The organism is Bacillus sp. 7_6_55CFAA_CT2 (genome assembly GCF_000238655.1).
GTDB lineage: Bacteria > Bacillota > Bacilli > Bacillales > Bacillaceae_G > Bacillus_A > Bacillus_A cereus.
Genome location: NZ_JH414714.1, coordinates 42,513 through 68,514, shown reverse-complemented (window position 1 = coordinate 68,514; position 26,002 = coordinate 42,513). Strand labels below are relative to the sequence as shown.

Sequence of the window (26,002 nt, the reverse complement as noted above, 5' to 3'; positions counted from 1 at the left end):
TCAAAATAAACAGTAACCTTTTATTATTTGACAATAATTTAACATTGTAAGAAACCTAAGCGATAACGTATACATATACAGTTATTATTTTACTCAATACTTTAGAGATATATTCTTTTCAAAAAAAATAGCTGCTAGCATTTAGCTAGCAGCTGGGTAACTTATAAATAACTTAGAAAATAAATCATCTGTCGTTTCAGTAATTTTATCAAACAGATCACTTTCTTCCGCTTCTTGCTCTTTTAACATCTTAATTGTTTCACGTGCATCTTCAGGGTAATCGGTTATGATACCATCTACGTTCAACTTATAATATGCCTTTAAATTTTCCATATCATTTACTGTCCATACGTAAATTGGTTTGTTTAACTTCCTTGCTTCTTTTACTAATTTCTTATTTAACATATATTCTTCTGCTACGTAAAAGTCAGCCTTCACATTCTTTAAGTTAGCTCTACTTGCATACAATATATACCCTACTTTTATATCTGGATTTGCACGCTTAAACTCTTTAATAAGTGGATAGTGTAACGTTTGAATTACACATTGCTTCTCAAATTCATTATCTTTAATCGTTTTTAAGACTTTGTTTACAAAATCTTTTTCGCCCCCATGAAGCTTCACTTCTATATTAAGTTTGATTTTGCCATTTGCTAGCTTAATGATTTCATCAAGTGTACTTATTTGTCCTGAAAGTCCATCTTGACTAAGGGTAAGCTGCCTTAACTCAGCCATCGTTAAATCTGACACATACACATTGGCATTTGCGAGACGTTTCAGCTTCAAATCATGTATAACCGCTAGTTCACCGTCTTTCGTTTGTAATACATCTATTTCAGCGTAATCTGCTTTTGCATCAATAGCACCTTGCACAGCTTCTTTCGTATTTTCTACACCTTTTGATATATACCCGCGGTGCGCCATAATAATCGGTTCTTTATATGAATTTGAAATAAACGTTACAATGAAAGCAACGACCATTCCGGCAGTAATAATTCCTACAATGTATACGCCAATGAATTTCCAACGATGTTTTTGGAAGAAACATTTATCTGCTTTCGTTTTCGAATAATCTAATCCTTCTTCTAATAAAACATCCTCAACCGGTACCTTTTGTAAGTATAATCGCGTAATCGCCATAATATAAAATGGCGTCACGATAAAGCTGAATAAATACAATGTGCTCGTTAAAAATACAGAAATCGTTGACTCAGCTAATAATGCAAATGTTCCTTTCGGGTTTGTAAATTCATAAACACCCCATAGGCACAATAAATATATTCCCAAAAACACGACATATACAATTCCAATTGAAATAAAAAATCCTACTAAAAAGAATAGTACTTTAAAAAAGCTTTCCTTTACTAAAGTTGCACTTTTACGTGCTGCCACGCGAAATGGTTTTTGCTCTAAAACAACAATGGGTAGAACGAAAATCCATCGAAGATTCAAATACGCGACTACAGCAAAGAACGTGTAATAACCAACTTGTCCCATCGTTGTCTTAAACAGTTCTCCTGTAATAAAGTTAGGAATTTGAATTTGCGGGATTAATGCCGTTTCATATCCCATATTTAAAAGAGGCAACAATACGACAGCATATAAAATAAATCCAGGTAAGCAATATGTGAAAAGAGTAGGTAAATACGTTACCGTTTTATATAAAATCGGACGTAATTTCACCTTCTGTCTTTTATGAGCGAAATACGAAATAATAATAAGCACTGCAAATTCTGTAAAGATAAGAAACAGTGCTGACAATGATAAAATTACGATTGCTAAGATGCCATAAGGCGTCTTTAAAAACGCTAATAATTCATCATTTGTCGCATTTGCATAACCAGCAAAATACAATAACTTATTAAAAATGATTCCAAATAGTGGAACAAACACAATCGCTGCTAATAATTTATAAGCAAGTTGAAAAGTTAATACATTCCAAAAAGCAAATTTAACTGTTTGAAAGGAATGTCTCATTACTCCTGGTATAGATAGTTTTTTACGGTGTTGCATATATTCCTCCAAATTCTAAAACGGTATTTGAGATGGATTCCATATTTCAAGTTCTAATCCATCTTTTTAATAATAATATATTCCGCTTAACATGAACACTCTTATACATATAATGAAAAAAGTGATGGCTACTTCCCATCACTTTTTCATTTATTCTATTTTTTCTCTAGGCCTTGTCCAAATGCTTTCAAAAAGCTAAAACCGAATGTAATAGCTCTATTGATATCTGGATCTTTTAATACTTTAAAGAAATCCATTACTTTTGTTTTTTTACCACTATTTAATTCATCTGTTGCAAATTGCAATCCTGTAACTAAACTTGACGTAATTTGCTTCGTTATTTCTGAATCAACTGAAGATAATGCTTCTCCTGCCCCCATCATATTGTTGAGTGCATTTTTAACTGGTTCACGATTTAATTGCTCCACAGCGATTTTTGAAACATCTTCCTTCGCAGCAAGTAAACTAATTGCTGCATCTAATATACCAGCCTTCTGCAACTGTGCTAAAAGCTGCATCGTTTCTTCTACTGCTTCACGATTATTAGATAACTCATTTAGAAGTTCATCTGCTACTTGCTGTTTCTGTTCTTCCTCTGTTACAACTTTCTTTTTAATTACAGTAATTTCTTTCGCCACTATCTCCGCCCCCTAGTCCACAAGTGATACGTATTGTTTTCTTTGCCATTTTTGCTGGATTTCAACACCATTTTGCGGATTACGCTTTTTATCTCTCGGGTTTGAAGATGGTAACGGACGATTCCCTTTTTCACGTAGTACACGCATCTTTACCATCGTTTGTTTATACGCTGGTGTACACGTATAAAGATCTGTCGCCGTTCCAGTTAAAATATTGATTGCCTCTTCATTTACCGTTGCATGCATCGGTAAATATAGCTCTTTCCCCGTTACACGATCTGTAACAAGTGCCTGTACTTTAATTTTCCCAAATGGTGATGCTAATTCTACAAGACCACCATCTTTCACATTGCGCTCTAGGGCAAGTTCCGGGGAGATTTCAACGAACACTTCAGATACTTTAGATAAAATACCAGCCGATTTATTCGTCATATTTCCTTCATGGAAATGTTCTAACATACGACCATTATTTAAAAGTAAATCATACTCATCTGGTGCTACAACTGGTGGTACCCATTCATCTAATGATAAACGAGCGAGTTTATCTGGGAAGTTAAATCCGTCTACATATAATAGCGGTGTATCGCTACCATCATGACTACCCCAACATAAACTATTCCATCCTTCTAGACGGTCGTACGTTGCTTGAGAGTATAACGGTGCAAGTGACGCGATTTCGTCCATAATTTCACTTGGACTTTCATAATTCCAATCCCCACCTAGTGCACGAGCAACTTTTTGTAAAATCCACCAGTCTGGTTTTGAATCACCAAGCGGCTTCAATACTTCATATAATCTTTGAATGCGGCGCTCTGTATTTGTAAACGTTCCTTCTTTTTCTAAGCTTGGTGCCGCTGGTAAAATAACATCAGCAAAACGAGCTGTTTTCGATAAGAACATATCTTGAACAACAAGGAAATCTAAATTCGCTAAAATATGTTGTACATGGTTGGCATTCGAATCTACTAAAGCCATTTCTTCACCCATAACATACATACCACGCAGTTTTCCTTCATCTGCCGCAAGTAACATTGCAATATTATTTAAGCCTGGTGCTTTCGGAATTGTAGTACCGTATGCTTTTTCAAATTTCGCACGGAGCGCATCATCTGAAACCGCTTGGTAACCTGGAAGCCAGTTTGGTAATGTTGCCATATCACAAGCGCCTTGTACGTTATTATGTCCGCGTAATGGGTATGCTCCTGCACCAGGACGACGATAGTTACCCGTAACAAGCAATAGATTTGAAATTGCTGCTGAAGTTGTACTTCCTCCAGTATTTTGAGTTACACCCATTCCCCAAAGTACACAAGTACCATCTGCTTCATATACCATACGAGCCATTTCTTTCAGATTTTCTTTCGAAATCCCCGTGATTTCTTCTGTATAATCAAGCGTATACTTTTCTACCATTTTGCTATATTCATCAAAATTCTTCACATTTTCAGCTATGAACTTTTTATCGTGCCAATCTTGATCAATAATATATTTCGTAATACCAGCGAGCCATACGTAATCAGTTCCTTGGCGCGGATGAATGAATAAATCCGCACGCTCTGCCATTTCATGTTTACGAAGGTCTGCCACAATTAATTTTTGGTCATGTAATTTATGTGCACGTTTTACACGCGTTGCAAGTACAGGATGTCCTTCTGTTGGATTTGCTCCAACGATAATGACAAGGCCTGCTTCCGCAATATCTTTCACTGTTCCAGCGTCCCCGCCCATACCGACAGTTTTAAATAAACCGTCTGTTGCTGGAGATTGACAATAACGGGAACAGTTGTCTACATTATTCGTTCCATATATTTGACGGGCTAGTTTTTGCATAAGATAATTTTCTTCATTCGTTACTTTCGAAGAAGAAATAAATCCAAATGCATCACTTCCATATTCTGATTTAATATGCTGCATATTGGATGCAACAACTTCAAGAGCCTCTTCCCATGAAGCTTCAACAAACATATCTCCTTGGCGAATTAATGGCTTTGTAATACGATCTTCACTGTTTACAAAATCCCATCCAAATTTGCCTTTTACACATGTGGAAATACCGTTAACCGGCGCATCTGAAACAGGCTGTACTTTCAAAATGTGGCGGTCTTTCGTCCATACTTCAAATGAACAACCTACACCACAAAATGTACAAACTGTTTTTGTTTTATTCACTTTCGTCTTACGCATCGCAGCCTCTACTTCTGAAACTGCTAAAATACTACTATATCCAGGTTCTACATCCTTTACAAAATCAATCATCGGATCTAACACATCCGGTTTCAATCCTGTCATGAATCCAGCTTCACCCAGCATTGTTTTTTCCATTAACGCATTACATGGACATACTGTTACACACTGCCCACAACTTACACAAGATGAGTCATTTATACTTACACCATTGTCCCATATAACACGTGGACGGTCTAAGCTCCAATCAATCGATATAGTTTCATTCACTTGTAAGTTTTGACATACTTCTACACACTGCCCACAAGCAATACATTGATTTGGATCATACCGATAAAACGGATGTGACATATCCACTTCACACGCACTTACTTTTGGCTCATACGGATATTTCTGTTCCTCAATTCCCATCATATGTACTGTATTGTGGACTTTACAGTTACCATTATTGTTATCACAAACGGTACAATACAGTAGATGATTCTCTAATATTCGATCCATTGCCTCAGTCTGTGCCTCTTTTGCACGCTGGGACTGTCTTTCGATATGCATACCGTTCTCTAATTTCGTTGAACAAGCACGCATTAACTTCCCATTTACTTCTACAATACACGTATCACAAGTTTGAATTGGATCTACTTCTGGTACATGACAAATTTGAGGATGTTCCAAATTACTCTCGTTAAATAATTGTAGTATCGTCTTTTCACCTGATGCAGAAAATTCTTTACCATCGACGGTTACACGGACTGTCTGTTCTGCCATAGTTTCCCCTCTCCTTACAACCAACTGTACAACACAATTATGAATCCGTTTTCAAAATCGCATTACTGTACATATTTTTGAAACGCTCTACCCAAATACTTTCTTATGAAGTCGATTCTAGATGTTATAAGGTATAACTACGAAAGCTTGAAATTATCACTATTCTACAGTTCTATTATATCGTACATATACAATAATAACCAAAATAATCTGTGATCTTCTTGTTAATAGGTGTTTTTATTTTTCCCATTGTTTTATGATAAATGTGGGAGAGAAATACATATAAAAGGGGAATTTAATATGGGGCCTACGCAAGAGACTTATACAATTGTACGCTATCAATCTGGTACATTTTCAAAACAGCTTGATGAGATTGTTACAGAATCTCCTATTACTATTAAGTTGAATGGTGAAGAATATGTAACAGTCGTATGCACACCAAATTATATTGAAGATATGGTAATTGGTTTTTTAATTTCTGAGGGGATTATTTCTTCCTATAAAGATGTTGAAGAACTATGGGTTCAAAAAGATAACGGAATTGTCCATGTAAAATCATCAAAAGTGAATCCGCTCTATCAAACTTTATATAATAAACGATACATCACTTCTTGCTGCGGAAAAGGTAGACAAGGTTTTATTTTCGTAAACGACGCAGCAAAAGCAAAAGACTTACATGATATACATGTAAAAATTACTCCTGAAGAATGCTTTCACTTAATGAATACCTTGCAACAATCTTCTACTACATTTCGCCAAACTGGCGGTGTTCACAATACCGCGCTATGTGATCGAAACAATATCCTCCTATCAAGAATGGATATTGGAAGACATAATGCATTAGATAAAATATATGGTCATTGTTTGCGTAACGATATATCCATTAAAGGAAAAATCATCGCATTTAGCGGACGTATTTCATCCGAAATTTTACTCAAAGTTTCAAAAATCGGATGTGAAATTGTTCTATCTAAATCCGCTCCAACAAAACTGGCATTGCAACTTGCCCATGATTTAGGCATTACAGTCGTAGGGTTTATTAGAAATGAATCTTGTAATATTTACACACATCCAAAACGAATTGATGGCTATCAATCCAATGTTTAAAAAATAACTCCTCAATCGAGGAGTTATTTTAGTTATAAAAATGTAACATATCAAACACTTGAATAGTTAACAAAGTTAATATATAATTTCATTACATAATTAAAACAAAACATTGTAGCATATATCTTTTCATTCTTTTACAAATTAAAAGAGAATACTAACAAAACATATACTCAATCTTATAAAAGTAATGGATTTATTTGAAATCCACCAGGGAGGTTACAACTATGGAAATTCGCTTATTAACAACAGAGGACGCAGAAATATATTTAAAAGTTTGTATGGAAGGTTTAACGAAGAATCCGGAAGCTTTTAGCTCTTCTTATGAAGATGTTCTTAAACATGAAAATCCTGTGGCTGCTATGGCTAAACGATTAAGCAATCCGGATAAGTATACTCTAGGTGTCTTCAAAGATAATGATTTAATTGGTATCGCTACTTTAGAAACAAAACCATTTATTAAACAAGAACATAAAGCAAAAATTGGCTCCGTTTTTGTTTCCCCAAAAGCACGTGGTCTCGGAGCAGGACGAGCTCTAATTAAAGCAATTATTGAAAATGCCGATAAATTACATGTAGAACAACTCATGCTTGATGTTGTAGTTGGTAACGTTGGTGCAAAAAAATTATATGAGTCATTAGGTTTCCAAACTTACGGCGTACAAGAGCGTTCATTAAAACATAACGGTCAATATTGGGACGAGGAACATATGGTTCTGTTCTTAAATGATTAATACTTCAATATAAAGTGAAACTTTACTCAGCGGGTGATTTTTCCATCCTTCACTGAGTATTAGCTGAACCAATCGGGCTTTTACGGGCAGTTATCGCCCACCTAACTCCCTCGCATTCGCTGAATTTTAAGATGGGAGTTACTGCCCACAAATAGCGGGGTAGTTTTCCAAAAACATCTTTCTTAATAAGAAAGATGTTTTTTTGCATTACAACAATGTAATCTTCATGTCACCTTTATCGATCGTACCAATCCTTACCATTCATTATACTAAAAATATAAAGTGAAACTTTACTCAGTGGGGAACTACATCCCACGCCGATCGCATGTACTTGATATGTAGAGGAGAATGTGACATGAAACAAAACAAACGAGCTATGCTTTTAATATTTACTACAGCAATTGTAACTTCTGGGTTAGCAATTTTACCTTGGTTTATCATATAGGAATACTCCCCTAACAATGAAAAAAGCTGATTGCTTCTTAAGAAGCAATCAGCTTTTTTTATATTATAAAATCCCCAAAATTTTATTTACGCAACTTATAATAATAACCATAGATACGGCAACGCACATGACAACCGTATTACGATCTTGCTTTTCTTTTTTTGAAATTTCTTCTTTTGAATTCATGTGTATGATCTCCTTTTAAAAAAAGTGTGAGATAGGAAATTTTTCTTATCCGATGCGAGGTGAATACGAAAACCCTCTCTATCTCACATACACAATAGAATGGAATTGTCATTTTATAAATAAAATGACATGACGTTATGTCGCAACATAGGGTATTTTGTGTCGCTACGTTTTCTATTATAAAAAATAGTTGTGCAAAACTAGTGCATTTTTTATGTCAATTACTCTGAGCGAAAAATAACTCTTCCACTCAATCACATAAAAAGAGTTTTTTATTATTTTCATGTAAACTATACAAGTAGAATGAACAGTTTGGGGTGCACAAGATTATGGTAAAAATTTTATTAGTAGACGATGAAGAACGTATGTTACGATTATTAGATCTGTTCTTAAGCCCTCGCGGCTATTTTTGCATGAAAGCTACCTCTGGCCTTGAAGCACTAAATTTAATCGAACAAAAAGAATTCGATATTATTTTATTAGATGTTATGATGCCAAATATGGATGGATGGGATACTTGCTATCAAATTCGTCAAATTTCTAATGTTCCTATCATTATGTTAACAGCTCGTAATCAAAACTACGATATGGTAAAAGGCCTCACGATGGGCGCAGATGATTATATTACAAAACCATTTGATGAGCATGTATTAGTCGCACGAATCGAGGCTATATTACGCCGTACAAAAAAAGATGGCTTTGTTAGTTTCAATGGTATTGAGTGGGATAAAACGAAACATACTGTCACAGTTTATGATGAAAAAATCTCATTAACTCCTATCGAATTTTCGTTACTCGGACTATTTTTGCAAAATACAAACCGTGCTTATAGCCGAGATGATTTAATCGAAAAAATTTGGGGCTATGAAACAGATATCGAATATAGAACAATTGATTCACACATTCGTAATATCCGTGATAAACTACGCAAAAAAGGATTTCCAATTGAAGATTACTTAGAAACGGTCTATAAAGTCGGATATAAATGGAAAAGTGAATAATAACTTCGGTCAGTGGGAAATCGTATACCACTGACTCTTTATTATGAATAAGGTATGGTGAAAAAATGAGTAAACTTTCCCTTAAAATTGGGACATACTTTTTAATATTAGCTTTATGTATTGAAACAATTGCTTTCGTATCTTTTTATAAAAGCCTTTCAAAAATGCGTATTGTAGAGGAAACAGATGCTCTTTTAGAGAAAGGTAATCGCTATAGTAAAAAAATTAAAAGCCGCGAGAGACGGGATGAATATTATAAAGAAATGAAACACGCTGAACATAATAAAAGTCCTAAACGCCCTGTGTATCCTGAATTCGATATTACGAATGAGGCTGCACACTTAGTTGAATCGGAATCAATTTCTAACTCCGATATAGCTATCATTATTACTGACCATAACGGCAAAATTATTTCCACCTCAGAACCCGTAACAAAAGATATGCAAAAACAACTTACTTGTAAAACAGAAACTGTCCCAGACGGCGGATTGGTCGTTGAAAGGAACTGGAAAAAATCAAAGTTCATCACAACAGTAAGCCCACTTAACACAACAAAGTTTCAAGGAAAGCTATATATGCTATTAAAAACATCTTTCCTAGAAAATATGTTACTTAAACTCATGAACCAATTTCTTATCATTAGCGTTTTAACAATTATTTTAACAACAATTTCTGTCTTTGTTTTTTCACGCGTTATTACAGAACCACTTGTAAAAATGAAGAGAGCGACAGAAAAAATGTCAAAATTAAATAAGCCAATTCAATTAGGTATTAAACGGAATGATGAACTCGGAAGTTTAGCAAAAACAATTGAAGATTTATCGAGTGAACTTACGTATATGAAAAAAGAGCGCAATGAATTTCTCGCTAGTGTCGCTCATGAACTATTAACTCCATTGACCTATATGAAAGGTTATGCAAAAGTAGCAAAGAGAGACTCTTTAACAAAAGAGGAGCGAGAAGAATACTTACAAATTATTGAGGATGAAACGGATAGTGTAACCGATCTCGTCCAAGATTTATTTATGCTTGTACAATTAGAACAACACCAATTTGTTATAAAAAAACAAAAAGTGCTTCTTCAGCCATTTTTAGAACGAATGGTTGAAAAAACAAAAACAACATTAACGAATAAGCAAATGCAACTTCATGTATATTGCAAAGATGATTTAGAAGTTTGTATAGACGAAAGACGTATGGAACAAGTTATGTTAAATTTATTACACAACGCTTATCAACATTCGCCAGAAAACACATCCATTACGATACGTGTACTCATGGAAACAGATTCTTTTACAATAAGTGTACAAGATGAAGGTGAAGGTATTCCTGAAGAAGATATCCCGCATATTTTTGACCGTTTTTATCGTGTTGATAAATCTAGAACACGAGCTACAGGCGGAAAAGGCATCGGGCTAGCTGTTGCAAAGGAAATTGTAGAATTGCATAACGGTTCTATTCTAGTAACAAGCCAATTAGGAGCGGGAACAAACTTTATAATCAAGCTACCTTTTGAATAATATGCGTGTGAAAACACCAGTAGTAGTAAACACTACTGGTGTTATTTTGTTCATAAAAACAGCTCATATAAGCTAAGCTTTTGAAATTATTCTTATTTCAATATAAAATAAAGGTACATTTGCAAAGATTTGGAGGGTGATATAATTGGATATCCATGTATTAACAAAAGACGAAGCAGAAATTTACTTAGAACTTCGCGTAGAAGGATTAAAGCAAAACCCTGAAGCATTCAGCTCTTCTTATGAAGATATTATTAATAAAGAGTGTGCGATTGAATATAAAGCACAAAAATTAGCACAAGATGAAAACTATACGCTAGGTGCATTTAAAGATGGAAAATTAATCGGGGTTGCAACACTGGAAACGAAACCATATGTAAAACAAGAACATAAAGCTAAAATCGGTTCTGTATATGTATCTCCAAAAGCACGCGGACTTGGAGCAGGAAAAGCACTTATTAAAGAATGTCTTGAGCTTGCTAAATCTTTAGAAGTAGAACAAGTTATGCTTGATGTTGTTGTTGGCAACGATGGAGCGAAAAAACTTTATGAATCATTAGGTTTTAAAACATTCGGTGTACAAGAACGTTCATTAAAATATAACGGACAATATTGGGACGAAGAGCATATGGTCTTATTCTTAGATGAAAATAAATAATAAAAAACATCCTCATGTTTGGAGGATGTTTTTTACTTTCTTGTAAACCATGCCGTGTGTAATAATTGAATCGCTTTCGCAATCTCTTCCTCTGATAATATCGCAAACCCAAGTAAAACTACACTCTCAGGAGCCGTACCGTCTTTATAGTACGTAGACACAGGATATATTTTAATACTATATTTCGCAGCTTCTTGAATTAATTCTTCTTCCCGCATTCCATTATGCACTTTTAATAAAATGTGTAATCCGGAATCTTCTCCTATCACTTCAACACGATTAGAGAAATACTTCTCTATTTCAAAAACAAGTCTATCTCTCTTCTTTCGGTAGACAACACGCATTTTATGAATATGTTTTTCCCAATATCCTTCATTTAAAAATCTTCTAATCACTTCTTGATCTATTCTTGAAACACTTTGTGTATAAAATAAATATTGCTGTTGATACTTTTTAATTAATTTCTTCGGCAATACCATATAGCTCATCCGTAGCGATGGCAATAATGCTTTAGATAGCGTCCCCATATAAATAACTTTCCCCTCTGTATCTAACCCTTGCAGCGCCGGTATAGGCTTTCCAGAATAACGAAATTCACTATCGTAATCATCTTCAATAATATACCTGCTCTCTTCTTTCTTTGCCCATTGTAAAAGCTGCATCCTTCTCGTAATAGGCATAATCATTCCAGATGGAAACTGATGGGAAGGTGTAACAAATACAACATTCGCATTGCTATTTTCTAAATCTGCAATACAAATTCCATCTCTATCTAAAGATAACATTTTGACTCTTGCTTCTCCCTGTTCAAAAACAACCATCTTCCTATGATACCCTGGGTTTTCAACTGCATAATTGCTTTCCTTTAACAATTGAAACAATAGTTTCACTAATATTTGTGTTCCCGCTCCTAATACAATTTGACTAGCTGAACAACGCACACCTCTAGATTCATACAAATAATTCGTAATCTCTTCTCTTAAGCTTGCTTCCCCTTGAGGGTGTCCTAGAAAGAGAAGTTCGTTATTATGCGGTTGCCATACTTCATTTACAATTTTCCGATACATATTAAATGGAAAAGCATTTGTATCAATTCCTGTTTGTGTAAAGTCAAATTTATAACTCTTCTCCTGAAACGGTACTTCTTCTATTCTATCTCCGCTATCCTCTATATGAACCATTTGCTCAATCTTGCATACAAAATAACCTTTTCTCGATATCGACTCAATATAACCTTCTGCAAGTAATTGTTCGTACGCTGCCTCTACTGTATTTTTACTTACTTGTAAATGTATCGCTAACTTTCGCTTAGCCGGTAATTTCGTAAAAGGGACAATCGATCCATCTTTAATTTCTTTTTTTATATACTCATACAATTGCACATACAATGCCTTTTTACTATTCATATTTAAATTAGGCGTTAATTCTAACATAATATCTGACCCCTTAATAAAACTAAAATCTGATACTTTTTACAGTACCAGAAGTTATATATAATTCCTTTTATCATGTCACACATCAAAAATCAAATACCGGAGAGGAGAAACATGATAATGAACAATGGTAGACGTATCGGACTCATTATGATTATTACAGGGGCTACATTATGGGGATTATCTGGTCCAATGATTCAGTGGCTATTTCAGCATACTAATGTATCCTCAATTGATTTTTTAACAATTCGATTGTTACTTGCAGGAATATTTATTTTGTCTTTCTTACTTATAAAGAAACAAAACATATTTCAAATTTGGAAACACTCTAGATATTCTATACAACTTATTATTTTCTCTATTCTCGGCATGCTTGGTGCGCAATACGCCTTTATCGAAACGGTTCATATTAGTAACGCGGTCACAGCAACGCTATTTCAATTTCTAGGTCCTGTTCTTATTACCATGTATGTTGCATTTGAACAAAGAAAATTCCCTGCTTCCATGCAACTATTCGCAATTATAGCCGCGCTAATAGGAACATACTTTATTATTACAAATGGCTCAATTGAAAATGTTGTTTTATCTAAAGAAGCTATTATTTTTGGACTATTAACAGCAATTGGATTTGCATTTTATACCCTTCATCCGGCTTCTCTCATTAAAGAATGCGGGACAACTGTAGTAATTGGTTGGGGGATGTTAATCGGAGGAATTGCACTACTTATTTATAATCGTTCATTCGGGTGGAATCACTTTTCACAAACCTTTACACTAAAAACTTTTTCTATGCTTATTCTTATCATTATTAGTGGTACCCTTTCTTTCCTTCTATATATCGGTAGTCTTAAATATTTAGCAGCAACAGAAACAAGCATTTTATCTAGCATTGAACCCCTTGTAGCTGCCATCGTCTCAATTACTTGGCTAAATGAATCTTTTGGAACATATCAATTATTAGGCGGCGTATGTATCGTTCTGTCCGTTATTTTTTTGACGATGCCTCAAAAAGAAACCGAACCAACCTATACAACGGAACAAATATAAAGTGAAACTTTAATTAGTGGGGCTATCTCCCACTGATTATTAACCTACACCAATCGGGCTTTTACGGGATAAAAAATGTCAAAAGAGGTCGTACAAAACTTACGACCTCTTTTTATACTTTAAAGGAATTGTCCCGCCTTCTAGCAAATACAATTACACTAACAATAAAAACTAGGAGTGTGGCACCATGAAAAAAATCGGAACTATGCTACTTCTCTCCTTCCTCATCACTGGATGCACACCAGCACAACCTGATTCAAAAGCATCTAAAACTGAAGCTGTCGCAACGTCATCCAATCAAGTGAACGCACCTTCCTTCTTTCATCTTAGTGTTTTAAAAGATGTAAATTGGGAAGAAGCCCCCTCATTCATAGACGGAAAAATACCTTTAAAAGGCATCGAAGGAAAAATCGCAATGGCTGATAGTCCTATTATCGCAAATGAACAAAATGAAATAATGTGGTACTTTCTAGATTCTGAAATACCAACTGGAAAATTGTCTATTATTGCGCTAAAACAAGGATCTGTAACGCCAACACCAGTACTCTTTCAAAAAGAAATTTCCAAACAAACTTGGACTACTTCAAATACAATCAATTCTACTACAAGCGAACTCCCTCTCGCTATGTCACTACCTTCATCTGGATTATGGTTATTAAATATATATGTGAATGAAAAATATTATGATCAGTTTGTAATCACCGCTGAGTAAAGTGACAAAAATAAACCACTTTCTTACAACAATGTAATTTCTACGTCATGTACTTCGATAGTTGAATTATCTCTCTTCTCTTATACTTAAAGTAAGAAATGAATGAGGAGAGATGAGAGATGAAAAAAATGATAGAAGTAATCATAGCAATAACTGAGGTTTTAGTGAATGGTAAACAAGTTGCAATGGAATTAAATAAATAGTGAAGAAACATAAATAATTCTACACTTCTTCATTATTTTGATTTCTTATCTCAAAAAAGCAGTGCCTTTTAGGCACTGCTTTTAGCTATTAATAACGTGGTATTTTCGTAATTTGTGCCACGCCTGAATCAATAGCTGCTTTCGCTACTGCTTCCGCAACACTTGGAACAACTCTTTTATCTAATGGATTCGGGATTACATAATTCGCATTACGTTCTTCATCAGTAATGATGTTAGCGATCCCATATGCTGCCGCTAATTTCATCTCTTCTGTAATATCAGTTGCGCGCACATCTAACGCACCGCGGAATATTCCGGGAAACGCCAATACATTATTTACTTGATTCGCATAATCCGAGCGCCCAGTTCCTACTACAGCTGCCCCAGCCTCTAATGCATCCTCAGGGAAGATTTCTGGAATTGGATTCGCCATTGCAAACACAATTGCTTTCTCATTCATCGTCTGTACAAGTTCTTTCGTTAATACGTTAGGAGCAGATACGCCAATAAAAATATCAGCTTGGTTAATCGCTTCTTTTAACGTTCCACGCACATGTTCACGATTTGTCTTTTTTGAAACTTCAATTTGTGCTTCGTTCATCCATGTTTCACCTTCACAAACAATACCTTCTAGGCTAACTAGCGTAATGTGCTTTGCACCAGCCTTTAATAATAATTTTCCAATTGCAATTCCTGCCGAACCCGCACCGTTAATAACGATTTTCACATTATCCATTTGTTTGCTAACAACTTTTAATGCATTAATAACAGCTGCTAAAACGACAATAGCTGTTCCATGTTGATCATCATGGAATACAGGAATATTCGTTTCTTCTTTTAATCGTTTTTCAATTTCAAAACAACGCGGTGCTGCAATATCTTCTAAATTAATCCCTGCAAATGTAGGCTCTAAATTTTTCACAAGGGTAACGATTTCATCTACATCCGTTGTGCCTAAACATAATGGGAAAGCATCTACATTCGCAAACTTCTTAAACAAAATACTTTTTCCTTCCATAACAGGCATAGCCGCTTTCGGTCCAATGTTTCCTAAACCGAGTACCGCTGTTCCATCTGAGACAACTGCCACCATATTACCACGTGCTGTATAGTCATACACCGTTTCTTCATTTGCCGCAATTGCTTTGCAAGACTCCGCTACACCTGGTGTATACGTCAGGCTTAAATCATTCGCTGAATTTACTTCTACTTTACTTGTAATTTCAATTTTCCCTACTAATTCTTTATGCAATAACAATGATCTTTCATTAATTTGATTTGCTAACATACTTATAATCTCCCCTTAATTTGACAAGCTAGCTATATGAATATAGCTAGCTTGTTTGATCATGAAAACATCTTTAATAATATTGTCGCCGTTACAACCATTGCCGCCCCGCCTAAACGAGTCGAAATTTGCGCGAACGGCATTAATTCCATACGATTTGAAGCCGATAAAATAGCAACATCTCCAGTTCCACCTAAACCGCTATGACATCCAGTTACAATCGCCGATTCAACTGGATACATCTTCATCACTTTCCCTACAAGAAAACCTGATGCTACCATTGTAAGAACAACCGATGCGCACACAACAACATATCCTACTGAAAGAACTGCTGCTACGTCTTTTAACGGAATATATAGCAATCCTAATCCAACCATTAAAGGCCAAGTTAAATTCTTTGAAATAAATTTATATAAATGGAATGCTCCTTGCTCCATTTTTGCTGGCATTAATTTAAAGTATTTCACAAGCGCTGCTGAGAAAATCATAATGATTGCCCCAGGAATACCGATGAACTTAGAAGCAAATCCTCCGAAGATGAAGAACGTACACGCAATTAATAAACCTGCTCCCATTAATGAGAAGTCAATTGGCTTCTCTGTATTTTGTTCTTTTAATAATTCTGCTTGATTGTCTGTTTTCACTAATACACCGTTACCACTAAGCTCCGGTTTCTTCTCACCTAAACGCTTCATATACCCTGCACTTACAATTGCGAACATATTTCCAATAATAGCTGCTGGAATAAGCTGTGATACAAACGTTGCTGATGATTCATTTAAAATATCACTATAAGCTAGCGACAATGGTAAAATCCCTTCCCCGATACCACCACTCACAATTGGTACGATGATAAAGAAGAATGTGTGCTTCATTTCAAATCCAAATAATGAACCGACCAATAATCCCACTGCTACAGAAGCTAACGTCCCTACTACTAAAGGAATAAACATGCGAACGAAACCTTGTACTAACACTTTACGGTTCATTCCTAAAATACTTCCGACTACTAAACAAGAAATATATAAATATAAAAAGTTCGATTTTTTCATTAACATAGTCGCAGCTTCCATTGAAGCTGGATTCATCCAGTTAAAAAATACAAGTAATGATGGAATAAATAACGAAAGTATTGCTGGACCGCCGATATTTTTTAAAATTGGAATTCTCATCCCAATATCGCCTAAGAAAATCCCCATGATCATAATAACTGCAAATCCACCAATCATATCTGCTGGCAATTTATTATATACAGATGCCCCATAAATAATAGCAGCCAATACTACATATAATGGTAAAGGTATAACACCGATTTTTACATTCATAATTTTAGAAGCGAAAGATTCTCTTTGTACTTCATTTCCTTCAGAAAATGATACCGCTTCCACATTCTTTTGAATTCCCATATGGCACCCCCTCGTTTTCTTAATAACAATATTAAAACGCTTTCAATAGTAAAAATAGTTTTTGTAAGTTTTGTAATTGATTTTGTAATTAAAAAAAGTATAAGCGACTTATATTAAGTCGCTTATACGTAAAACTCTATTTTCTTTTGATCAACACATCTTAATTTACTTACAGGTCTTCCCACATGTTGGTACATCATTTCGTTTTCTAACACCCCAATGTCAGTCAGAAACATTACATATTTTCGAATAGAAACTCTTGAAATTCCAACTAATTGTGCCATTTCATCTGTTGTAAATACTCTTCCATTCAGAGACTCGATCTTCTGCCAAATTAATTGCAACGTTTGCTTCGTTAAACCTTTCGGAAGCTCTTTAGTGACAGTAGGCTCTCTTTTTTCTTTTTGTAAAATTAACGAATCTAATTCCGATTGACTAATTTTTTGTTGTTCTTTCATGAAAGTAAATTTTTCTCGATATATAGTTAATGCCTCTTTAAATCGTTCAAATGTAAATGGTTTAATTAAATAATCTACAACTCCATATTGTAATGCTTTTTTAATACTCCCCATATCATGTACAGCTGAAATCATCATTATATCGATTTCTTTTTCTTGGTTCCGGATATACATTAAAAGCTCAAACCCAGTCTCTTCAGGCATAAAAATATCAAGTAATACTAAATCTACTCGTGATTTCTCTAATACTTCTATCGCTGACTTTACTGAGTTAACTGCTTGAACAAGTTCAAACCCTCCTACTTGTTCTAAATAATGCGTATTTAACATTGCTACCATCGGGTCATCTTCTACAATTAAAACTTTAATCATATTTGCCTCTCATCCCTACCTTTAGGTATTTCAATTGTTATCGTTGTTCCCTTTCCTACTAATGAATGCATATGAATTTCCCCATTTATTCGCTGTATACTTTCTTTTACAAGATACAAACCATAACCGCGGTTATCTCCCTTTGTGGAATAACCTTTCGTAAATAATTCCTCTATTTCTTTTTCTTGTATACCTTTTCCCGTATCTTGTACTGTAATAGTTAGTATATCCCCATGTTGTATCTCAACTTCAACTTGCTTCTTTTCACAATTCGTCACTGCTTCTAATGCATTATCAATTAAATTTCCGACAATCGTAATAAGTTCATGAGTAATACTTTCATCATCTATTTCCGGCATATAAGAATCTTCACTTATAATTAATTTTATATTTTTCTCTCTAGCATAGCTGAGCTTACCTAGTAAAAAACCAGCAAATACTGGACTTTTTATTCTTTTCATAACTCCACCAATTTCATATTGATGCTCTGATACCATGCCGCTTATATACTTCTGTAATTCTTCATACTGTTTCATATGTGTAAGCCCTAATACGACATGCATCTTATTCATAAACTCATGAGATTGTGCCCGTAATGCTTCTGCATATAGTCTAATACCAGTTAGTTCCTCTGCTAGTTTTCTAATCTCTGTTTTATCACGAAATGTTGCAATTGCACCAACTATTTCTCCTTTTACATATAAAGGAACTCGATTCGTCACAATCGTAATTCCATAAATATTTTGTTCTTCGTTTAATTGTACTTCTCCCGTTTGCAATACTTCTTTTATACGTGAATTTGGCATATACAACTCAACATCTTTACCGATAAAATCTTCTTCAAGTCCGCTTTTTTTAAATAGACGTTTCGCTTCATTATTAATTAACGTTACTCTAGCCTCTTTATCTACAGCAATAATACCTTCCTTTACAGATTGTAGCATCGTATTTCTTTCTTCAAGAATTTTTGCTATCCTGTGCGGCTCAAGACCGAATAAACTTTTCTTTATATGTCTAGCTAGCAATATTGCTCCTATAATTCCGACTAATACACCCACTCCGACACCAATATAAATGATATGTCTACTTTCCTTAACTCTCTCTTTTACATTATCTGCTGAAATACCAACAGCCACTGCTCCAAGTTGTTCACCTGTTTCAGAAAATATTGGTACAAACACTCGCATGGAAATACCTAAAGTTCCTTCTGCTAACGATACATGTTCTTTTCCTTTCAATGCAGGCCCTTCATCTCCCCCAATAAAATGATGCCCTATTTTTTGAGGATTTGGATGTGACTTTCTTATTCCATTCATGTCCATAACTACAATAAATTGAACACCTGTGTTTTGTAATATTCTATTTGTATACGTTTGGATTGCAGAGGTATCTGCTTTCCCAACCAAACCATCGATTACAATCGAATCATTCGCCACAATGTGTGCAATTGTTTTTGCTTTCTCTGCTTGGCTATCCTCCGTCGTCCGTTCTACATTATGACTAATTAATATATCTGTCACAAGTAAAGAAAAAATTACAACTGTACAAACTAACAATGTAATCGTTTTCCATAAATTCCATAGTCTTTTTCTTTTTTTCATCCTGTTAATGACTCCCCTAATTGCTGAATAGAAAAATAAGTAAGGTGATATTATTTTCACCTTACTTATCTGCTGTTATTATACTTTAAATTTACTAGTCATCGCTTGTAGTTCTTCTGCCATCTCAGCTAAGTTTTGCGAAGCTGAACTAATTTCCTCCATGGAATTAACCTGTTCTTCTGTTGAAGCTGCAACACTTTGCATACTAGCTGTATTTTCTTCTGCAGCAGCTGCAATTTCATCAATAGCATTTGTCACTTCATTTGCATCTCCAGCAATTCTCTTCGTTGTTTCTACCATTTGATTAACTTGAGAAACAATATGTGTAGTAGAACTTAAAATTTCCGTAAAACTTACTTTCGTTTTTGTTACAACATCAAGGCCTTGTTGAACTTCTCCATTCACATTATCCATCGCCTTAACAGTATGTTCAATATCCGCCTTAATTTCTGCAATTAAATTTGCAATCTCTCCAGATGACTCTCCTGATTGCTCTGCTAATTTTCTAACCTCATCTGCTACAATAGCAAATCCTCGTCCCTGTTCACCTGCTCTTGCTGCTTCAATAGCCGCATTTAAAGCTAATAAGTTTGTTTGAGTTGCAATGTTTTGAATTGCTTCAGAAATAGCTCCTACTTGCTTTGATTTCTCATCAAGAAGTTTAATAATAGCATCTGACTCGGATACCGACCTAGAAATAGACTGCATTTGTTTTGCGGTTTGTTCAACTAAATCTTCTCCCTCTTCAGCTCTTTCACGGGCATGTAATGAGGAAATAGAAATTGACTCTGCGCTTCCGGTTACATCTTGAATTGCTGTATTTACTTGTTGTAATGTAGCAGCACCTTCTTCAACACCTTGACTTTGTGACTCAGCCCCACCTGATACTTGTTCCATCGCAATTGTAATTTGATCTGTCGCATCATTTGCTTGCTGTACGCTCGCTGTTAACTCTTCAGCCGATGCTGCAACATGTTCTGCTGAAAAGCTAATTTGGGTAATAACATCTTGTAAAGACGTAGACATTTCATTAAATGAATTCCCTAATTTCCCTATGTCATCCTTGGAATGGATTGTAATTTTCTCTGTTAAATCTCCCTTACTAATTTTATATGCCGATTCAGCTATTTTTCGTAATGGCCCTGTAATAGACTTTGTAATGAAATAAATTAATATACTACCAAATGCAATAGCAATAGCAATAACAATAAAAGTCTTATAAAATACTGGATTCGCAGCTTGGGTAATTTCTTCATCAAACATAACTCCAACTACTTTCCAGCCCGTTTTCTCATTTGTTGCAAAGATTAAATTCTTTTTATCATCTTGTTCTGTATAAGAGACATTTCCTTGTTTTTCTTCATAAATCGGTTTAATCCAAGGATCAGTAACTTTTGCACCTGGTTTTCTAGATGGATGACTAACAATTTGCTTATTTTGATCTAAAATAACTGCATAACCTTTTTCACCAATGTTAATCATTTTGGAAATTTTCAAGATGTTATCTAAATTTAAGTTAATTCCTATAACACCTTTACCATCTTTTACTTCTTTTGCAATTGTTACTACCATATTTTTTGTAGATGCTGATTGATATGGTGCAGTAACAATTACTTTCCCTTTATTTTCATGTGCTTCTTTATACCAAGATCTATCTGTTGGATTATACCCATCATCCATTTTGATAAATGGTTCTCTTATAAACTTTCCTGTCTGCGTTCCAATATAAATACCTTCTACTTCTGGATGAAGTTTTATATATTGCGCTAGCTTCGTTCTTACTATTTCTTCCTGTCCATTTGGATATGTATCCTCTGTTAAGATGTCTGCAAAGTACGTCGCATCAACAAATTTCTCTTCTATATTTTGAGAAATAACAGTATTTAAAATCGAAATATTCTCCTTTGCTTTAGCTGTCATTTGATGTTCAAAATTTGTTTTGGCAGTTTGATATGAAACACCACCGATAATAATTCCTGGTATAGTTAAAATAATAAAAAATGAAATGATTAATTTTTTATTGATACTCATACATTTAACCCCGTTAAATATTTTTTGCATAATAAGCCTCCTTTATGTAATGTGGATACTTGTGTCATTTTATACAATTAACATATATAAAACAATATATAATGATAACATGTAAATTTTTCGTCAATTATGCATTTTTACATATTCACTCCTTCTAAAGATGTAATCATAAAAAAATAAGAGAACTTCAGCTTATATAATAAGTTCAAGTTCTCTTATTTCGTAACAAAAAACCCCCACAAAAACTCCTCTTACAATTCCTTACATCTCTTTCCTTACTCATTCATTTAGAGCTTTTCACATAACTAATCGCCTGACTCCCCATTTGCATCCATGCCTTTTCAAAACTTTCTCTCGGTATTTTTACATCTAAACTTTCATTAAGAGGATCTCGAATATATACAAATTCCTTATCATATCCAATAAGCACTACACAATGTTCATTATACGTAATTGAAACATCTCCACTATTTGTTTCCCATGTAGTAAATTCATCTGCATCTAATGGTGCAAATGTTGCATTTGTGATCATGACTACCGGTTGTCCTGCTTTTACACTCTTATAAATTTCTTCTATATTCTTCCCTGTTAAGTCTACAGCTTTATTAGGTAAATATTTTTCCGCTAACTGAAAAAGTGGCCCATGATATACACCGTATCCTGATTCAGAAAATGTATAAATATTACCTACAAATCCTTCATTTGGATTCCCGCGCACACCATCATCTATAAAATCAACTTTTTTTATTTCATTTGCTAATGTCATCTTATCCACTGAAACACCAGCGTATTGTAACATCATCGCTAAGCTTGTCACTTCACAGCCTCGATCTAGCTCTGGTAGTTGCTGAATTAATGGTACACTTGATAAAATGACCTTTTCATCATTATTACTAAATTCCGGTTCTTTTCCGTTTTGTATATTGAAGAATGTCAACTTCTCCACATACTTTGTAACTCCATTTGTATATACACTCCATACCGCTATAGCTAGTAATGCTATACATATATACCACTTAAACCTCCGTATCACTCTCACGCCCTTTTTAGTTCGTTAAATAAGAATAAAATGCGTCAGCATCCGTTCGAATCACTGGTACAAAATTTAGTTCTTTTTCTCTCTCAGGTTGATCTTTTTTTATTTTTTCTGTTAGCTCTTGAATATTCATGTTCGCTTTGTCCATATTAAGCTCATCTGCCAATTGTAGGACCTTTTGTTCATTAATTTCTCTTAATACTTGATATATATCTTTCCCATACAAATCAATATGATATTTTTTTGCTTCTTCCTGCACTTTTTGTTCGTACACCTCTTGTGCTAATTCTTCAATTTCTTTTCCCTTTTGAGAAATGTCTAACTTCCCTGCTTCTTCTCTTACTTTCTTTCCATAGATTTCTTCTGCAATGTCCTCTATTTCTTTTCCATTTGTCGAAATACCTAATTTATCTGCTTCATCATTAATTTTAATCATATTAATTTGATTAATTAAATTTACAATTGATGTATTTTCTATAGATATGCCTAGTTTTAACGCTTCTTGCTTCACTTTTGTTTCATAGATTTCTTCTGACAACGTCCCAACATCTTTTCCTTCAATCGATATGCCTAACTGCTCTGCTTCCCTTCCTACTTCTGTTTCATGAATTTCTTTTTCTAGTGTAATTTGTTCTTTTCCTTCCGTTTCAATACCTAGTTTCTCTGCTTTTTCTTCTGTATGCACTGCATGTATCTTACCATTATTTAATTGTTCTTTACTGCGCTGCGTGTAATCAGTCTTTCCTTTTTGTGTTTCAGAAGGAGAGGCACCCCCTAATATACTTAAACTCATTACTCCAATAGTGAATACCGTCATCATTTTCTTTTTCAAAATTAATTCCTCCCTCTTATACTTTCTTTCCCATCATTCCCCTAGTTTTTTTAATACTATACATACATCTCATCGCTGCTTGAGATAACATTATGATTGATAAACCCCACTCACATACACCTAGTCTCTTCTTCATGTAACGAACTTTCTTTATGCCATACATAATATAAATAGTTTCTTAACTTTACCTTAAAAAAAGACGACCTTGTGTAAAAACAAGGTCGTCTTTTTACTTATATTTTTTGGTTTTTAGGGAAAATCACTTCAAAACAAGTGCCATCTCCCCATTTGCTCTCTACTGATATTTTTCCGTAATGCTTTTCTACAATCCAATTTGCGATTGAAAGACCTAATCCAGCTCCTTCTGACGTACTTCTTGCTTTATCCCCTTGATAAAAACGATCAAATAATTTCGGAATATCTTCTTCTTTCACTCCTATCCCGTCATCTTTCACCTGTATACGAATTGAACTACTCGTTTGCGTGCAATCAATTTGAATATGCCCACCTTCATTTGTATACTTCATCGCATTATCCAACAGTATGACCATCATTTGATGAATCCGCTCTCTATCCCCCATAAAAGATACACCACGTTCTACTTTTAGCATCATTTCTTTTTCTTGATAAGAAGCAATCTCCTTATATGGAGCTACTATTTCTTCTAACAATTTATCAAGTTCAAATATTTTCTTATCCATCTCAATTTGATTAGAATCAGAACGTGCTAGCAATAATAAATTACTAACGAGTTTCGATAACCGCCTACATTCTTTTGAAATTGTAGAAATATCCATCGCTTTTTCTTCTATCGTAGCGGATGGTGACTGAAATAAAACATCCGTTTTTGATTGAATAACTGCAAGTGGTGTCCTGAGTTCATGTGATGCATCAGAAACGAATTGCTGCTGTTTCTCCCATGAATTTTGAATAGGTACGAGTGCTCTGCCAGCTAGGAAAAAGCCGATACCTATCGCACAGAGGCTTCCTATGCTACAACCTATAACGAGGATTAAAAATAAAGTATTTAACATTCCTTCTTCCGCTGTTATATCTCGCACGATTTGAACTATTTCTCCATCTTTTTGAAGCGAAAATGCTCTAAAATATCGTCCTTGTACTTTGATATCTTGTAACTCCCCTATTTTTTCCGGAGAAAACTTTTCCAAATTCTCTTCAAAAATAGAACGGAATTTACGGTTATCGCCCTCTATTTTCACTATTTTCCCATTCCAAGTTATTCTAGTTACTCGCGGATCTCCAATTTGGATATTCTCCATACGTTTTCTTGGTGGTATTTTAACATCTAATTTTTCTCTATACTGAGCCATCATTTTTATAGATTGATCCACTTCATTATAAATACGCTTATATGTGTATGAATAAATAATACTACCTAATATACCTATTAATAGGATAAATACTAATGAATTCACTATAGTCAAACGAATGCGTGTCTTTTGAAACATACTTCCCTTTTTCATTGTTCTTTTAATATATATCCAATACCTCGAACGGTTTGAATATCTTTCTGATAACCGAATGGTTCTAATTTTTTACGCAAATGATGCACATACACTTCCACAATGGCTACTGTCGTATCTGAATCAAATCCCCAAACACGATCAAAAATTTGTTCACGCATTAAAATCTTCCCGCTATTTTGAATGAGATACTCTAGCAGCTCATATTGTTTCAATGTCAACTTAATACTTTGTCCATCTACTTGAACGTCTTTATCTTTTCCGAACAATTCAATCCCTTTATAACGAATCGTTTGCTGCGTTGTTAAACTACCACTTCTGCGTAGTAAAGCGCGAATTCTCGCTTTTAATTCAGGGGCCTGGAATGGCTTAACGATATAGTCATCTCCACCAAAATCCAATCCCTTCACCCGATCTTCTAAAGAATCTCTCGCTGTCAAAAACAGGACTGGTGTTTCAATCTTTTCATCACGTATTTTTTGAATTACTTCAAATCCGTCCATCCCTGGCATCATCACATCCAGTAAAATTGCATCATATATATTTTGAAGAGCTAAAAACAATCCATCTTCTCCATTTATTGCCGTATCTACTTCAAATTCATCACGCAAAATTTGTACGATAGACTCTAATAACGAGGCATTATCTTCTACTACAAGTAAGCGCATGCTCTCACCTTCCATCAAATAGTTCAATTCTATTTATTATTACATTTCTTCTCTTCATAACAAAAGAATGTAGTTACATTACGTTTCATTTTTAACTATTTCCTTCTAAAATTTTGAAGTTTTATTATAAAAACTTTGTCTTAAATTTAGCTTAATAAAAAATTGAAAGAAATAAGATTC

At 34.5% G+C, this 26,002-nt stretch carries 21 protein-coding genes and 1 pseudogene; 7 read left to right on the top strand and 15 right to left on the bottom strand.

The features are described from left to right. Nucleotides 1-141: 141 nt before the first annotated feature. The 3 genes from HMPREF1014_RS26030 to fdhF form a co-directional block, all read right to left on the bottom strand. Entirely contained in the window at nt 142-2,013 is a 1,872-nt protein-coding gene (locus HMPREF1014_RS26030; protein WP_001164708.1) for a glycerophosphoryl diester phosphodiesterase membrane domain-containing protein, read from the bottom strand. A gap of 155 nt (nt 2,014-2,168) precedes the next feature. Beyond that, nucleotides 2,169-2,651, bottom strand: a complete 483-nt coding sequence (locus HMPREF1014_RS26025; RefSeq protein WP_001040541.1) for a helical membrane plugin domain-containing protein — start codon at nt 2,649-2,651, stop codon at nt 2,169-2,171. Between the two features lie 12 nt (nt 2,652-2,663). Continuing rightward, nucleotides 2,664-5,600, bottom strand: a complete 2,937-nt coding sequence (fdhF, locus tag HMPREF1014_RS26020; protein ID WP_000840682.1) for a formate dehydrogenase subunit alpha — start codon at nt 5,598-5,600, stop codon at nt 2,664-2,666. A gap of 300 nt (nt 5,601-5,900) precedes the next feature. On the opposite strand from fdhF, the gene fdhD reads away from it, so the two are divergent. Continuing rightward, nucleotides 5,901-6,707, top strand: a complete 807-nt coding sequence (fdhD, locus tag HMPREF1014_RS26015) for a formate dehydrogenase accessory sulfurtransferase FdhD (protein ID WP_000529230.1) — start codon at nt 5,901-5,903, stop codon at nt 6,705-6,707. A gap of 227 nt (nt 6,708-6,934) precedes the next feature. After that, on the top strand, nt 6,935-7,441 hold the full coding sequence (locus HMPREF1014_RS26010) for a GNAT family N-acetyltransferase (RefSeq protein WP_000405884.1): 507 nt from the start codon (nt 6,935-6,937) through the stop codon (nt 7,439-7,441). 508 nt (nt 7,442-7,949) lie between these two features. Here HMPREF1014_RS26010 and HMPREF1014_RS32325 read toward each other — a convergent pair. Further along, nucleotides 7,950-8,072: a hypothetical protein gene (locus HMPREF1014_RS32325; protein WP_001085006.1), complete on the bottom strand. Its 123-nt coding sequence runs from the start codon at nt 8,070-8,072 to the stop codon at nt 7,950-7,952. 329 nt (nt 8,073-8,401) lie between these two features. On the opposite strand from HMPREF1014_RS32325, the gene HMPREF1014_RS26000 reads away from it, so the two are divergent. The 3 genes from HMPREF1014_RS26000 (at nt 8,402) to HMPREF1014_RS25990 (ending at nt 11,251) form a co-directional block, all read left to right on the top strand. Further along, complete coding sequence (locus HMPREF1014_RS26000; protein WP_000238959.1) at nt 8,402-9,073, top strand: response regulator transcription factor; 672 nt, start codon at nt 8,402-8,404, stop codon at nt 9,071-9,073. Between the two features lie 65 nt (nt 9,074-9,138). Further along, nucleotides 9,139-10,593 carry a HAMP domain-containing sensor histidine kinase gene (locus tag HMPREF1014_RS25995; protein ID WP_000041027.1) on the top strand — a complete coding sequence of 485 codons (1,455 nt, stop codon included), beginning with the start codon at nt 9,139-9,141 and terminating at the stop codon, nt 10,591-10,593. Nucleotides 10,594-10,738: 145 nt separating this feature from the next. After that, a complete protein-coding gene (locus tag HMPREF1014_RS25990; RefSeq protein ID WP_000351212.1) occupies nt 10,739-11,251 on the top strand; it encodes a GNAT family N-acetyltransferase in 513 nt (170 codons plus the stop codon). Between the two features lie 32 nt (nt 11,252-11,283). Here the strand turns inward: HMPREF1014_RS25990 and pdxR are convergent, their stop codons facing one another. After that, nucleotides 11,284-12,684 (bottom strand): MocR-like pyridoxine biosynthesis transcription factor PdxR, encoded by a 1,401-nt coding sequence (gene pdxR / locus HMPREF1014_RS25985; protein ID WP_000891879.1) that lies wholly within the window; start codon nt 12,682-12,684, stop codon nt 11,284-11,286. A 120-nt stretch (nt 12,685-12,804) separates the two neighbouring features. On the opposite strand from pdxR, the gene HMPREF1014_RS25980 reads away from it, so the two are divergent. Together HMPREF1014_RS25980 and HMPREF1014_RS25975 are read left to right on the top strand one after the other, a co-directional pair. Next, entirely contained in the window at nt 12,805-13,731 is a 927-nt protein-coding gene (locus HMPREF1014_RS25980) for a DMT family transporter (RefSeq protein WP_001059060.1), read from the top strand. Nucleotides 13,732-13,918: 187 nt separating this feature from the next. After that, entirely contained in the window at nt 13,919-14,443 is a 525-nt protein-coding gene (locus HMPREF1014_RS25975) for a DUF4871 domain-containing protein (RefSeq protein ID WP_000719679.1), read from the top strand. A 291-nt stretch (nt 14,444-14,734) separates the two neighbouring features. Here HMPREF1014_RS25975 and HMPREF1014_RS25970 read toward each other — a convergent pair whose 3' ends face one another. The 10 genes and pseudogenes from HMPREF1014_RS25970 to HMPREF1014_RS25930 form a co-directional block, all read right to left on the bottom strand. Continuing rightward, nucleotides 14,735-15,934: an NAD(P)-dependent malic enzyme gene (locus HMPREF1014_RS25970; RefSeq protein ID WP_000880786.1), complete on the bottom strand. Its 1,200-nt coding sequence runs from the start codon at nt 15,932-15,934 to the stop codon at nt 14,735-14,737. A 59-nt stretch (nt 15,935-15,993) separates the two neighbouring features. Next, nucleotides 15,994-17,340, bottom strand: coding sequence for a 2-hydroxycarboxylate transporter family protein (locus HMPREF1014_RS25965; protein WP_000512722.1), 1,347 nt, complete (start codon nt 17,338-17,340; stop codon nt 15,994-15,996). Between the two features lie 122 nt (nt 17,341-17,462). Further along, a complete protein-coding gene (locus tag HMPREF1014_RS25960; RefSeq protein WP_000598689.1) occupies nt 17,463-18,170 on the bottom strand; it encodes a response regulator in 708 nt (235 codons plus the stop codon). Beyond that, a complete protein-coding gene (locus tag HMPREF1014_RS25955) occupies nt 18,167-19,771 on the bottom strand; it encodes a sensor histidine kinase (RefSeq protein ID WP_000746420.1) in 1,605 nt (534 codons plus the stop codon). Before HMPREF1014_RS25955 ends, HMPREF1014_RS25960 begins: the two co-directional genes overlap by 4 nt. A 78-nt stretch (nt 19,772-19,849) precedes the next feature. After that, a complete protein-coding gene (locus tag HMPREF1014_RS32695; RefSeq protein WP_432804035.1) occupies nt 19,850-20,668 on the bottom strand; it encodes a methyl-accepting chemotaxis protein in 819 nt (272 codons plus the stop codon). A gap of 120 nt (nt 20,669-20,788) precedes the next feature. Beyond that, nucleotides 20,789-21,691, bottom strand: a pseudogene (locus HMPREF1014_RS32690) (HAMP domain-containing protein); the annotation flags it as partial. Between the two features lie 394 nt (nt 21,692-22,085). Then, nucleotides 22,086-22,835 (bottom strand): C39 family peptidase, encoded by a 750-nt coding sequence (locus tag HMPREF1014_RS25945; RefSeq protein WP_002004381.1) that lies wholly within the window; start codon nt 22,833-22,835, stop codon nt 22,086-22,088. A gap of 13 nt (nt 22,836-22,848) precedes the next feature. Continuing rightward, complete coding sequence (locus HMPREF1014_RS25940) at nt 22,849-23,670, bottom strand: hypothetical protein (RefSeq protein ID WP_000728589.1); 822 nt, start codon at nt 23,668-23,670, stop codon at nt 22,849-22,851. A 233-nt stretch (nt 23,671-23,903) separates the two neighbouring features. Further along, nucleotides 23,904-25,154, bottom strand: coding sequence for a sensor histidine kinase (locus HMPREF1014_RS25935; RefSeq protein ID WP_000715829.1), 1,251 nt, complete (start codon nt 25,152-25,154; stop codon nt 23,904-23,906). Continuing rightward, the gene (locus tag HMPREF1014_RS25930; RefSeq protein ID WP_001238623.1) at nt 25,151-25,822 is read right to left on the bottom strand and encodes a response regulator transcription factor; all 672 of its coding nucleotides are present in this window, start codon (nt 25,820-25,822) and stop codon (nt 25,151-25,153) included. Before HMPREF1014_RS25930 ends, HMPREF1014_RS25935 begins: the two co-directional genes overlap by 4 nt. Nucleotides 25,823-26,002 lie beyond the last annotated feature (180 nt).